The sequence below is a fragment of the uncultured Porphyromonas sp. genome, from assembly GCF_934359325.1.
Taxonomy (GTDB): Bacteria; Bacteroidota; Bacteroidia; order Bacteroidales; family Porphyromonadaceae; genus Porphyromonas_A.
In genome coordinates, this window is the sequence record NZ_CAKRLH010000025.1 from 1 (window position 1) to 13,656 (window position 13,656).

Consider the following 13,656-nt stretch of genomic DNA (forward strand, 5'->3'; position numbering starts at 1 on the left):
CGTAGAAATAGCCCTCCAGCTCCTCTCGCTCCTTCTTCCGCTGCTCTGCAGTCAGGTAGCTTGAGTGAGGATCGAGATGAGACATGAGGCTCGGGATTAGGGTCTCCACCAAGCTGTCACTTGAGACCTCGTCTACATACTGAGTATTGATCAGATCAAGTGATGCCTGGAGCTTACCCAGGGCGGAGTTTTTCCCAAGTCCTGCCCTATAACGCCCCAGATAATACCCGCCCCCGGCCAGGAGAAGTGTCGCAAGTACTACGAGGAGGGTAGCGAGTATATTACGGACAGATTCTTTTGTCATAGCCAGACGTGCCGTTAGAGATCTTCGGAAGAGTCTATGTCGATATGATCCACCGCGATGCCTGCCTGACGAAGTAGATCGATGCCCTCAGTGATTCGGTACTGAGTCGCATAGACAACCCTTCGTATCCCTGCCTGGATGATGAGCTTAGCACACTCCATACAGGGGGAGTTTGTCACGTAGATAGTCGCTCCGGTGCTGTTATTATTGGAGGCGGCGACTTTGGTTATCGCATTGGCCTCGGCATGAAGCACATAGGCCTTTGTCTTGCCCTCATCGTCTTCGCACTTGTTCTCAAATCCTGACGGTGTGCCGTTATATCCGTCGGAGATGATCATCTTGTCCTTGACGATGAGTGCTCCCACATTGAGCCGCGTGCAGTAGGAGTTTTCCGCCCATATGCGCGCCATCCGGAGGTACTTCTTGTCGACCTCCAGCTGCTTCTTTTCCTCGTGAAATAGAGCCATAGCCTTGTCGTGCTAACAGGAGCGTTACATCCTCTTGGGTACCTGTATACCGAGAAGCCCCATGGCAGTCTTGATCACCTTTCCGGTCTCCTCACTCAGGCTAATACGGAAGGAGCGGAGCTGCGCATTTTCTTCCCGAAGCACAGGACAGTCGTGATAGAACTGATTGTAGAGCTTTACTAAGTCAAAGGTGTAGTTGCAGATCGCAGCAGGATTGAGATCATCCGCAGCAGCTGACACCACGCTCGGAAAGCGGTCGATCGCCTGCACGAGCGACTTCTCCTTCTCCTCCAGCTCGAGTGCGGCACCTCTCCAGTTGATTCGATCACCAGCTTTGCTGACCAGACTGCAGATACGTGCATAGGTATACTGGATGAATGGTCCGGTATTGCCATTGAAGTCAATGGACTCCTCCGGGTCAAACATCATGTTCTTCCGCGGATCGACCTTAAGGAGGAAGTACTTCAGAGCGCCCATGCCGACGATCTCATCGACCTCATTGCGCTCATCCTCGGGGAGCTCCTTGATCTGCCCCTGCGTCTCGCTCACATTATGCGCCTCCTCATGCATCGCCTGCATCAGATCATCAGCATCGACGACCGTACCCTCGCGACTCTTCATCTTGCCGTTGGGCAGCTCCACCATACCATAGGAGAAGTGGACAAGCTCCTTGCCGAAGGGGAAGCCGAGCCTATCAAGCAGGATGGAGAGGACCTGGAAGTGGTACTCCTGCTCATTGCCCACCACGTAGACCATGTGGTCGATCGGATAGTCAGTGAAGCGCATTTTTGCCGTGCCGATATCCTGAGTCATGTAGACCGAGGTGCCATCGGAGCGGAGCAGGATCTTTCGATCCAGCCCGTCCTCGCGCAGATCAGCCCAAACGGAACCGTCCTCATCCCGAACAAAGAGTCCCTCGTCCAGTCCACGAAGCACCTCCTGCTTACCCTCGAGGTAGGTGTCGCTCTCGTAGTAAATCTTATCGAAGTCGACACCCAGCCGCTTGTAAGTCTCGTCAAATCCGGCATAGACCCAGTCGTTCATCCGCTTCCATAGCGAGCGAACCTGCTCATCTCCGGCCTCCCACTTCTCGAGCATCTGGCGCGCTTCCTTCATCAGCGGACTGGCTGCCTCGGCCTCTTCCTTAGAGAGTCCCTGAGAGTCCATCAGCTCCTTCACCTCAGCCCGGTAATGCTTATCAAAGAGGACATAGAAGTCTCCCACCAGGTGATCCCCCTTCTTGCCCGAGCTCTCCGGCGTAATGTCGTCGCCCCACTTGAGCCACGCCAGCATCGACTTGCAGATGTGGATACCTCGGTCATTGACGATATTGGTCTTGATCACCTGACAGCCGTTCGCCTCCAGGATCTGCGCCAGACTGTACCCGAGGAGGTTATTCCGCACATGCCCGAGGTGAAGCGGCTTATTGGTATTGGGCGAGGAGTACTCGATCATATAGAGTGGAGCATCCTCACCTGCAGTCCGGGTGCCGAAGTGCTCCTGATCCGTCACTTCGCCAAGCTGATCCACATAGAGGGCAGAGGTGAGGGAGAGATTAAGAAATCCCTTGACCACATTATAGCTCCGGATCATCCGAGGGCAGTGAGCTGTTAGGTAGTCACCCACGGCACTGCCCAGTTCCTCAGGCTTCAAGTGAGCCTGCTTGAGGAATGGGAAAACGACTAGGGTGAAGTCCCCATCCTGATCCTTCCGAGTGGGATCCAGCCGTACTTTCTCAGGCGAGAGGTCTATATCGAAGAGGGACTTCAGAGCCTCCGAGACCGCTGTCTGGAGATGATTCTCAAGGGTATGATAAGATCTATTAGTCATATGGATTAGTCGACAAGTTTATTAGTAGTTGTATCGGGGAAGATAACCGTTGGCTCGAAGTTGAGAGCCTCCTCCGGTGTCATATGCGCATAGGATATGATGAGGACGATGTCGCCCGGTAGGAAGTGTCGGGCTGCGGCACCATTGAGACAGATTGTCCCGCTGCCTCGCTCCCCAGGGATCACATAGGTCTCCAGCCGAGCGCCGTTATTATTATTGACCACCTGCACCTTCTCTCCTCTGATCAGGTGGGCTGCATCCATCAGCTCCTCATCGATGGTGATACTTCCCACGTAATTGAGGTTTGCCTCGGTGACGTGGACCCGATGAATCTTGGACTTTAGTACTCCGATATACATTGACTAGCTGGCTTAGGGTAATTCCGGACGCAAAATTAGCTCTTTTTTAGCTCTTCTCATTACTGATAAATGAGGACAACTGCGTGGGCGGCCATCCCCTCCTCTCGCCCCACAAAGCCCATCCGCTCGTTGGTGGTGGCCTTAATGGAGACCTCATCCACAGACAGGTCAAGCGTCTCTGCAATCCGTTCCTGCATCCGAGGGACAAAGGGACTAAGCTTAGGCGCCTCCGCCACGATCGTTGCATCTATATTACCCACCCTATAGCCTCTCTCAAGGAGGAGCCGAAAGACCTCCCGGAGGAGCACCACGGAGTCGGCTCCGGCGTATCTCGGGTCGGTGTCGGGGAAGTGGTAGCCTATATCTCGCATAGCTGCCGCACCGAGGAGGGCATCAGCGATAGCATGTAGCAGCACGTCGGCATCAGAGTGTCCGAGAAGCCCTCTCTCGGCAGGGACAGTGACACCTCCCAAGATCAGCTTACGTCCCTCCACATAGCGGTGGACGTCATATCCGTAGCCAACTCGTATCTTAGGTACGCTCATCAGAAGTCTGTACTCAGGGTTACTCGAAGCGTGTTATTGAGCGGTGACTTGCTATCCTGAGCCACGAAGTATGCAAGATCCAACTGCACCATCTCGTAGCGGAATCCCCCTCCGAGAGAGAGACCGGTCCCGAGTCCGGCATTGGAGTTCTGGTGTCTGTACCCGACTCTGCCGAAGGCTCTACCCTTGTATGCATACTGAAGACCCAGAGAGCAGCCGAGGTCACGCCAGGCATCGGGATCGCTCCAGGACTCTCCGATCGCCTCCCAGGGCGAGAGCTTATAGTATGCCTTGCGCTGCTCATCCAGACTACTCCCACCCTGTCCGGCGGTAGGGTACTGCGGGACCATAAGCTTATCCCCGGTGATCAGGAGAGAGAGCTCATCCGACTCGGTCAGGTGAAGTCGCACACCCACGCCGAAGTCCAGAGTAGCCGGAGAGTAAAGGTAGGAGAGTCCTCCATCATGAGAAATCTTTCCTCCAATATTACGTACTGCAAGGGCTGCGGTAAGCTCAGTCGATAGTCTCTCGATGGAGACCGGCTGACTGTACGTGAGGCTCAGGTCCCCCATCACAGTCTGCGCGAGACTCGAGACTCCGTTCTGAGAGATATTGTAATCCGAGACAAAGTACCGGAGTCCCACTCCCATACTCAGTGACGGCAGTATCCGCAGTCCATACCCGAGATCGACGGAGAGCTCATAGGGTCGCGTCTCCAAGACAGTCCGCTGGCTCTTGGGGAATGCGAGCGTCTGACCGACACTGAAGTACCTCACCCCCGCTGCGATCGAGTGCCGCAGGCCGGATGCCCCGTCAATAGAGTAGTAGCCAAGGAGCGTTGAGAGGTTGGTATCTCGTGAGAGATCCGGCATCCAGGGGGTAAAGGAGAGAGACACGCCCCACGTCTCCTCAGAGAACGGGAGGAGGGACATATTGTGCATCAGAGCAAAGGCACCCTGTGCAGCCAGCAGACCAGTTTCCCCCAAGCCGGCCGAGGTAGCATCGGGAGTGATCAGGAGCGACGGCGCACCTGTCACCCGAGGAGCCCAGACTCTATCCTGCGGCTCATCGCCCACCCTCTCTTGCGCAAGCAGAGGAGCGTACGGCAGGAGGAGCAGGAGAGCTAGCGCCATCCATTTCTTGTCTGTATTCATTCGATTCCAATACTAAGTAGTTCCTTATCCCCCTCCGCAACGAATAGGTAGCGCCCCCGCTCCAGAGAGCGGTACCCGCTCCACAGGGGGAAGCAGAGGCAGTCGCCAGTCTTGAGGAGGAAGCGCTGAGCCACACCCGACACCACCTCATTGATCCTCTCCCGAGAGGGTAGAGAGAGGGACTCGAGAGGCTCATCCAGCTGCACAGCTCCATCGCTCTCTAATATCGATAATGAAGCACCGCTAAGCTCCTCGAGAGAAAGGAAGCGGGTCAGCGCCAGTGAGCCATCAAAGGAGTACGACAGCCCCGGATCCATCCCCGACCGAAGGCGCTCCTCCAGCAACTCTCTGTCTGCCAGAGCGAGCCCAATCGCCGCTTGGTGGTAGTACCGATCGGCAAAGCGCGGCTCAAATCCCTTACCCGCTCGGTCCATCCTCACTACGAGCTGAGGCATATACGAGAGACCCCTCATCCAGGAGGTGATCATCACTCGCTTACCACTATTCAGTAGTGTGTGATCCCCTCTGAGATAGAGATCCTCCATCAGAGGACACCCCGACAGCCCCGAACGGCTGAGGCGAGAGAAGTCCGTACAGAATACCTTCATGACTCCTCGTGATCCATGGAGCTGACTCTATTGAACATCACTGCAAGGCTGGCATACATCGAGAGATTCTCCACCACCACACCCTCCGGCACCGATATACGGAAGGGGGTAAAGTTCCAGATCGCCCTAAAGCCATACGCCACCAGCTGGTCGGTCACCTCCTGAGCAAACTCCACCGGCACCGTCAGTACACCGATGCGTACATCATCCCGGACGTTACACTCGAGGTCTGCCATGTCGTAGATCGGCACCCCGAGGGAGTCATCCCCGATCACCTCAGGACTGGTATCGAAGCCCGCGACAATGTCCAGACCATACTGATAGAGTCCCTTATCCCGTATCAGTGCCGCACCCAGGTTTCCGCACCCAAAGACGTATGCCCTGTGCTGATCCACAAAGCCGAGGAACTTACCCAGCACCTCTACCATCTCATCAGTCGAGTAACCCACCCGCGTCTTGCCCACGATATTGACATACGAGAGATCCTTCGCCACCAGCGACGGATCGATACCGATGCTTCGAGCAATATAGGTACTGGAGACCACCTCCTTTCCTCGTGCTTGCAGCAGCTTTATGTAAGCCAGGTACCACGGCAGACGTCGGAGGACAGGCTCCGGCACTTGATTTTTGGGCTTCTTCCTACTCATACTTATCGTTTCAGTGACCCCTTGGTCCACCACGCGAGCTCACTGAGCACTCAGCGTCATACGATCTCCTGACCAAGGTGTCCAAATTTACGATTTTTCTCCTTAATTACCCCGTTCGATGCCACACCTCACCGAAGGATCGTATGACCAAGGAGAAGACACACTAGTTCTAAACCCGATATTAGTTCACACTAATATCGGGTTTAGTGTTCACTAATACCGGTAATAGTGTAGACTCATGCCGGTGTTAGTTTTCTGGGCATCCTATGCGGTTCTGATGGATCTGACCTATCCCGTCACTCCAGACCTTGGAAGCGTGAGCATAGGCAACGAATTGAGGACGAAACGGCACAAAAAAGAGCCGGAGTACTCTCCTCAGACTTGAGGAGGCACTCCGACTTGTTGTTCCTTTAGGTTGCTTCTCTTATCGAGAGCGAGTAATATGGGGGCTGGTCTCAGCCCTATCAATCCTCAGTTGCTTCTGCGTCCTCAGGGTCCAGACCTTTCACGTCCTCGTCGAGAAAGTGTGACAGGTCATTACCCTCTGAGTCGGTCACCTCATAGTCAATCATCCCTATAGACTGGTCGGGGAGCACTTCGATGCCCTTACCATAGGCAGTCCTCCAGGTGGAGAGGAGTGACTTCGTACCCATCAGTCCGAGGAATCCCTTCCCCTGACGATTGCGGATGAATGCGGCAACGTAAGGATGGACATGGAGCGTGAAGGTTCGGATGCCCTCCTCCTGCGTCAGCTGCTTGATCATCTGCTCGAGCTTATCGGTAAAGAAGAGCGTGGGCTGTACCTTACCTGTGCCTGAGCAAGTGGGGCAAGTCTCCTGCGTCTCCACGATCATCGCCTGGCGGACCCTCTGACGAGTGATCTGCATGAGGCCAAACTTCGTGAGCGGCAGAACCGTGTGCTTGGCTCGATCATTGGTCATGCACTGGATCATATGCTCGTAGAGCTTCTGCCTATTGGCTGCCTCAGCCATGTCGATGAAGTCTATGACAATGATGCCACCCAAGTCTCTCAGCCGCATTTGACGAGCGATCTCCTCGGCGGCGGAGAGATTGACATCCACGGCGGTGTCCTCCTGCTGAGAGGATCCACGTGCACGATTGCCACTATTGACATCGATGACGTGCATCGCCTCGGTCTGCTCTATGTACAGGTAAGCCCCCTGACGGTAGGTAACGATCTTACCGAAGAGGTGCTTGATCTGACGAGTGATGTCGAAGTGATCAAAGATAGGATTACGACCGTCGTAAAACCGTACGATATCACCCTTGCCGGGATCAATAAGATCGACGTAGTCCGTGACCTCCCGCACCATACTCTGATCATTGACATAGACCTCCCTCAGCGAGGAGTCATACGTGTCCCTAAGGAGGCTGATCACTCGATTGGTCTCCTCATGGAGCATCTGCCAGGGCTTGCCGTCAGAGGAGGGAGAGGAGTTCTTCCTGCCATTGCCCTGCCCTTTCTTCCTGGAGTTAGAGGGAGGGACGGCGGTATTGAGACTGTCGACGGTGGAAGTCCACTTCTTGATCAGACTACGAAGCTCATGGTCCAGCTCAGCTACCTTGACGCCCTCCGCAGAGGTCCTGACGATCACCGTCACGTTCTTTGGCTTAATACTGAGGACCAGCTGCTTCAGTCTGTTCCGCTCCTCTTTGCTCCCTATCTTCTGGGACACGGAGACCTTGTCCGCAAAGGGGATAAGGACTAAGTAGCGTCCCGCAAAGGAGAGCTCTGCAGAGAGCCTGGGACCCTTGGTGGAGATGGCCTCCTTGGTGATCTGGACCATCACTTCATCACCGGCCTTGAGTTGATCGGCGATGTCCCCGGTCTTGGGGATAGGCTTCTCCAGTTTTACTCGCTCGGGAGAAAAGCTCTTACCATACTTACGCTGTGCGCTGAGGAAGCTCTGAGCTGTCAGGAAGCTACTTCCCAGGTCACGGTAGTGGAGAAACGCTTGCCTCTGGTGCCCTATGTCGACGAAGGCGGCATTGAGACCGGGCATAACTTTCTTCACCGTGCCGAGATAGATATCTCCCACCGAGAAAGAGATGTTTTGTTTCTCTCTCCGGAGCTCCACCAGTCTACGATCCTCGAGGACCGCGATGAGGACCTCCTTCGGTCGCACATCGATGACAAGTTGACTTTTCACACGAGTAAATCTAATCATTCGGCTACGGCCGTGTGGCCGATAGCCTATTAATAAAAAACAAGAGCGAGCCTACATGAGTATGCGACTATCAAACCGCTTCCCGTAGAGACTCACTCTCAAAACCATTCAAGGCGTAAAATGAGCACACTGCACTCATTACTGTCAGATCTCTATATGAGACTGAAGTCAGAAGTACAGGGTAGAGCGATCACTTATTCTTCTTGTGACGGTTCTTTCTCAGTCTCTTCTTACGCTTGTGCGTAGACATTTTATGTCTCTTCTTCTTTCTCCCGTTTGGCATAATACTTACTATTAAATTTATAGAACACTCTCCGAAGTCACTCTGGGCGACTATAGAGAGATAGGATTACTTATTCTTGTCTACCTTCTCAGCAAAGGTCTTCGAGGGCTTAAAGGTGGGGACTTTACGAGCCGGCAGCTGGATGGTCGTATTCTTACTAATGTTACGTGCGGTCTTGGCTGCCCTCTCCTTAACGACAAAACTGCCGAAGCCACGCAAGTAGACGTTCTCCTGATTGATCATAGTCTCCTTGATCACATCCATAGTCGACTCGATCGTGTCCATGACGAGCTTGCGCTCGATCCCGGTCTTCTTGGAAACCTCATTGACAAGGTCTGCTTTTATCATAATATGCTGCAAATAATTTGGATTACTACTACTCTAATCCCACCCCGCTACTCCCGGCATCTATGCAAAGAGTACGCAAAGATACACCTTTTTACCCTTTTCCCCTAACCATTTCCCATCGCATCTGACCCGTAACTTCTTAGCTATCACTATAAATTCAGACTTCACACCCCTTATCGAGGTTCTCACGAGGATCCGGTAATAAATAGAAGGGGGCGCACCCTCTCGCAGATGCACCCCCTTGTAGGTTAGTTAGATTGATTACTTCTTGTCACAGAAATAAGCCTCGTCTGGGACAGTCTTAAGCGGCTCACCCTTGTCGAAGCGACCTATGTAGGGTCTCTGGTCATAGAATCCGCTGGGCCAGTTTCCGATAAAGTCCAGTACCTGAGTGAAGCGGATCTTGTGCAGTCCCTGAGCAAGCGCAAGGGTCACATCGGAGTGGGTATTGCGCTTGCAGACACCGGTGTTGTCGATGATCATATTGTCATCGAGCCAGAGACGGTCGCTGCTACAGCGGATGCGGTATACGCCAGCCTCAGGGATCATCACATAGCCGGAGTAGTCCTGAGCATTCCAGTTGACATTACTCATCAGGTGCTCCTCCATCTGCTGCTTGTAGACATTCTCTCCACTCTCACTGAGCTTGACTCCGTGGAGGACTACAGCGTCGTCACCCGAGTAGGACTCTAGGTCGTCAGAGGACTTGAACTGCTTGCGGACTGTCCTCAGGTCGAGACCAGAGTCGTACCCATCAGCAGTGGCAGCGACAGCGGGCGCATAGTCCTGACGACGTATCGTGATGATACGCACAGGGCTCATGGCACCGCTCTGAGTCAGAGAGCGGATCCTCAGCTCCGTGTCGGAGGAGAAGGTCAGGGGCTCAGAGTACTCCAGAGCACTGCCCTCCTCCGGATCGGTACCATCGGTCGTGTAGATGATCTTGTGCACCGGGTAAACGGTCCCGAAGGGGATCGTCACACTCTCACCAGTAAAGGTCACACAGTCGATGCTCCGATTGTCGGGCTGCTCAGGCTGTGGGATAAAGTAATTGTAGTCATGGAGTCCGAGACGGGCGGTGAAGTTCTCGAGACGGCCAACAAAGCCGTCAAAGTCCTTCTGCTCTACAGGAGACCACGCCACCTCAGCGATCGCAGCCATACGGGGCTGAGCCATATACTGAGCGTGCTTGCCATCGGGGATATACTCCGACCAGTTATTGCCCTGCACGCCGAGGATATGGGGTGCCATCTCTGGAGTGATATGCTCGGAGATGGGCACGTAGGCGTATACCTGAGACAGGGTCGATCGACAGCAGAGAGCCACAGGCTCAACATTGGGATCGCCCTGGTAGTAGTCGAGGTAAAAACCATGAGATGAGGGGGTCATGATTACATCGTGACCGGCCTTGGCCGCATTGATACCGCCCTGCTCACCACGCCACGACATGATCGTGGCATTCTCCGGGATGCCACCCTCGAGGATCTCATCCCAGCCGATCATCCGCTTGCCGTGCTCGCTGAGGAAGATACCGATCTGGGAGATAAACCAGCTCTGTAGCTCGTCCTCATCCTTGAGTCCCTGCTCACGGATCCGCTTCTGACAATTGGGGCAGCGCTTCCACTCAGTCTTGGGTGCCTCATCGCCACCGATGTGGATGAAATCAGTGTGGAAAAGAGGCATCACCTCCGTCAGTACGTCCTTGTAAAACTCAATCGAAGAGTCCTTACCGGCACAGATCACCTCATTGGAGATTCCCCAGATGTTACGCACCTCGTAGGGGAAGTCCTCCCCCTTGCATCCCAGCCAGGGATAGGCTGAGAGGGCAGAGACGGCATGACCGGGCAGCTCAATCTCAGGGATAATCTCCACAAACCGAGCATCGGCATAAGCAACAAGATCCTTGATCTCCTCCTGTGTGTAGAAGTAGGGTCCATAGGTCGAGCCGTCACCCTCCGTACGCACTGCGCCCACCTCCGTGAGGCGAGGATACTTCTTGATCTCAATGCGCCATCCCTGATCCTCGGTGAGGTGGAAGTGGAGCTTATTGATCTTGAGCATAGAGAGGACATCGATGGTCTTCTTCACGTCATCGATCGTCTGGAAGTGACGACACGGATCCACATGCTGACCACGATAGCTAAATTGCGGGTAGTCCTCGATACTGACATAGGGTACGGTCCAGTTCTTAGCACTGACCTTAGAGGGGCTCTCTATCTCAGCCGGGAAGAGTTGCAGGAGAGACTGCATACCCCAGAAGGCACCGCGCGGAGTGGAGGCCTGGATCAGGACACCACCTTCAGAGGTCACGTCGAGAGAGTAACCCTCCTCGTGCGGGATCACCTCGTCAGTCACGATGACGAAGCGGATCTCCTTGGCGGGGTTGCTGCTCGTAGGCTCCACGGACAGATCGTATCCGGTCGAGCTCGCGATCTTGTCCTTAAGGAAGTCTGTGACAATGGCAAGACTCTCGTCTGCGATAATCTTAGTCGAAGAGGTCAGTGTCCAGCGACCCTGCTCTTGGCCTACATTCACTTTTACCGGTTGAGGAATGATGTGTATCCCCTGATTATAGGGAGCCTCATCGAGAGACTTTTCCACACCATTTCCACAACCGGAAAAGAGAAGCATGCCGGCAAAAGCCACGACCACATGCTTGATGAATCTCATTAAGTCGATATTAATGTGCTTAAGTAATGAATGAATTAGTCGCGATCCTCCCATACATTAAGGGGACGATCCTCCATCAGCTCATTGACCTGAGAGCGGACCTTCTTGATCACCTCCTCGCTGGTAGGATTGCTGAGGATCTCATCGATCCAGTGTACGACGGTCTTGAAGTCTCCCTCCTTCAGTCCACGGGTCGTAGCTGCGGGGCTTCCGATGCGGATACCGCTCGTCTTGGCGGGAGTACGGTCATCGAAGGGAACCATATTCTTATTGGCCGTGATGTCAGCCTTCACCAGTGCATCCTCGGCTTCCTTACCGGTCAGCTCGGGGAACTTCTTGCGGAGATCAAGCAGCACCAGGTGGTTATCGGTACCTCCGGAGACCACGTCATAGCCCAGCTCAAGGAAGGTATTTGCCATGGTTACAGCATTAGCATGCACCTGAGTCTGGTAGGTCTTGAAAGAAGGCTGCAGAGCCTCGTAGAAAGCAACTGCTTTGGCAGCAATCACGTGCTCTAGAGGTCCACCCTGCACTCCGGGGAAGACGGCAGAGTTGATCAGCTCAGACATCATCTTTACGCGACCCTTCTTGGTAGCCTTGCCCCATGGGTTCTCAAAGTCCTTACCCATCAAGATGATACCCCCGCGCGGACCTCTCAGGGTCTTGTGTGTCGTGGAGGTGACGATGTGGGCATACTTCACCGGGTTAGCGAGGAGACCGGCAGCGATGAGCCCGGCAGGGTGAGCCATATCGATCATCAGGATAGCGCCTACGCTATCTGCGATCTCACGCATACGCTTGTAGTCCCACTCACGAGAGTAGGCAGAGGCACCACCGACGATCAGCTTAGGGTGGGTCTCCTTAGCCTTGCGTTCCATATCGTCGTAGTCGACACGACCGTCCTCCTTACGTACACCGTAGGCAACGGGGTGGTAGAGGATACCGGAGGCATTGACGAGCGAGCCGTGGGTCAGGTGACCACCGTGATCGAGGTTGAGACCCATGAAGGTGTCGCCCGCATTGAGACAAGCCTGGAAGACAGACATATTGGCCTGAGCGCCGGAGTGAGGCTGTACGTTGGCATACTCAGCATCGTAGAGCTTCTTGATGCGATCGATAGCCAGCTGCTCGCTCTGATCCACGATCTGACAGCCACCATAGTAGCGCTTGCCGGGATAGCCCTCAGCGTACTTGTTGGTCATGATGCTACCCATAGCGCGGAGCACCTCTTCGCTAACGAAGTTCTCTGACGCAATCAGCTCCACACCGCGCTTCTGGCGCAGACGCTCCTGGTCGATCAGGTCAAAAATCTGTTGATCTCTTTTCATGATGAAAAAGGTTGAAAGTTTATTGGTTTACAGTATATTACTTCAATACTTTGAATCTCCTACTCCCCTATGCAAATCTAATGATAATTAGCGAGCCTAACAATGCAAATGGGCGCATGCTTAAGGCAAGGACATCAGATCATCATTGTAGACACAGCACGTGCTCGGAGAAGTGCTACGAAAGCTCTATCATAGGATCAAAAAAGGAGAGGCTCCATTTGCGGGAACCTCTCCGTAGTATCAGAAGGGGATTAGCTTCTATCAGTCTATCTGACCGAATTTAGCCTTGATAAACTCGCGATTGAGACGTGCGATATTGGAGATCGAGATGCTCTTCGGACACTCCATCTCACAGGCACGGGTATTCGTACAGTTACCAAATCCCAGCTCGTCCATCTTAGCTACCATCGCACGGGCACGCTTCTTTGCCTCTACCTTACCCTGGGGAAGGAGAGCAAACTGACTCACCTTGGCGCTGACGAAGAGCATGGCAGAGCCATTCTTACAAGCTGCTACACAGGCACCACAGCCGATGCAGGAGGCAGCGTCGATGGCAAGCTCAGAATTAACCCTCGAGACAGGGATCGCATTTCCATCAGGAGCCGATCCGGCATTCATCGAGATGAAGCCGCCGGCCTGCTGGATCTTATCAAACGAGGAGCGATCCACCATTAGGTCGCGGATGACCGGGAAGCCGGCGGAGCGCCATGGCTCTACGGTGATGGTGTCGCCACTCTTCCAGTTACGCATATAGAGCTGACAGGTGGTCGCTCCGGGGATCAGACCGTGCGGGTGACCATCCACGTACATCGAGCAGGCACCACAGATACCCTCGCGACAGTCATTGTCATAGACGACCGGATCCTTACCCTCGCGGATGAGCTGATCATTGAGCATATCGATCATCTCGAGGAAGGAAGCATT

The 13,656-nt window shown here is 54.1% G+C and carries 12 protein-coding genes and 1 pseudogene; all 13 read right to left on the reverse strand.

Annotated features, from left to right (window positions below; all coding sequences use genetic code 11):
- Nucleotides 1-304, reverse strand: a pseudogene (locus Q0F21_RS02090) (hypothetical protein); the annotation flags it as partial.
- 14 nt (nucleotides 305-318) lie between these two features.
- On the reverse strand, nucleotides 319-771 hold the full coding sequence (locus Q0F21_RS02095) for a dCMP deaminase family protein (protein WP_297236937.1): 453 nt from the start codon (nucleotides 769-771) through the stop codon (nucleotides 319-321).
- A gap of 24 nt (nucleotides 772-795) precedes the next feature.
- Entirely contained in the window at nucleotides 796-2,601 is a 1,806-nt protein-coding gene (argS, locus tag Q0F21_RS02100) for an arginine--tRNA ligase (protein ID WP_297236939.1), read from the reverse strand.
- Between the two features lie 5 nt (nucleotides 2,602-2,606).
- The gene (gene panD, locus Q0F21_RS02105; RefSeq protein WP_297236941.1) at nucleotides 2,607-2,960 is read right to left on the reverse strand and encodes an aspartate 1-decarboxylase; all 354 of its coding nucleotides are present in this window, start codon (nucleotides 2,958-2,960) and stop codon (nucleotides 2,607-2,609) included.
- Between the two features lie 59 nt (nucleotides 2,961-3,019).
- Nucleotides 3,020-3,505: a 2-C-methyl-D-erythritol 2,4-cyclodiphosphate synthase gene (gene ispF, locus Q0F21_RS02110; RefSeq protein ID WP_297236943.1), complete on the reverse strand. Its 486-nt coding sequence runs from the start codon at nucleotides 3,503-3,505 to the stop codon at nucleotides 3,020-3,022.
- Complete coding sequence (locus Q0F21_RS02115) at nucleotides 3,505-4,659, reverse strand: PorV/PorQ family protein (protein ID WP_297236945.1); 1,155 nt, start codon at nucleotides 4,657-4,659, stop codon at nucleotides 3,505-3,507. The genes ispF and Q0F21_RS02115 overlap by 1 nt, the downstream gene beginning before the upstream one ends.
- Nucleotides 4,656-5,267: a hypothetical protein gene (locus Q0F21_RS02120; RefSeq protein WP_297236947.1), complete on the reverse strand. Its 612-nt coding sequence runs from the start codon at nucleotides 5,265-5,267 to the stop codon at nucleotides 4,656-4,658. The genes Q0F21_RS02115 and Q0F21_RS02120 overlap by 4 nt, the downstream gene beginning before the upstream one ends.
- Nucleotides 5,264-5,914, reverse strand: coding sequence for a redox-sensing transcriptional repressor Rex (locus tag Q0F21_RS02125; protein ID WP_297236949.1), 651 nt, complete (start codon nucleotides 5,912-5,914; stop codon nucleotides 5,264-5,266). Before Q0F21_RS02125 ends, Q0F21_RS02120 begins: the two co-directional genes overlap by 4 nt.
- Before the next feature lie 464 nt (nucleotides 5,915-6,378).
- Nucleotides 6,379-8,085, reverse strand: coding sequence for an Rne/Rng family ribonuclease (locus Q0F21_RS02130; protein WP_297236951.1), 1,707 nt, complete (start codon nucleotides 8,083-8,085; stop codon nucleotides 6,379-6,381).
- A gap of 367 nt (nucleotides 8,086-8,452) precedes the next feature.
- A complete protein-coding gene (locus Q0F21_RS02135; RefSeq protein ID WP_297236953.1) occupies nucleotides 8,453-8,734 on the reverse strand; it encodes an HU family DNA-binding protein in 282 nt (93 codons plus the stop codon).
- A 261-nt stretch (nucleotides 8,735-8,995) separates the two neighbouring features.
- The gene (locus Q0F21_RS02140) at nucleotides 8,996-11,404 is read right to left on the reverse strand and encodes a family 20 glycosylhydrolase (protein ID WP_297236955.1); all 2,409 of its coding nucleotides are present in this window, start codon (nucleotides 11,402-11,404) and stop codon (nucleotides 8,996-8,998) included.
- Between the two features lie 35 nt (nucleotides 11,405-11,439).
- Nucleotides 11,440-12,732 carry a serine hydroxymethyltransferase gene (glyA, locus tag Q0F21_RS02145; protein WP_297126844.1) on the reverse strand — a complete coding sequence of 431 codons (1,293 nt, stop codon included), beginning with the start codon at nucleotides 12,730-12,732 and terminating at the stop codon, nucleotides 11,440-11,442.
- A gap of 261 nt (nucleotides 12,733-12,993) precedes the next feature.
- On the reverse strand, nucleotides 12,994-13,656 hold a 663-nt coding region (locus Q0F21_RS02150; protein ID WP_297236957.1), incomplete at its 5' end, for a succinate dehydrogenase/fumarate reductase iron-sulfur subunit.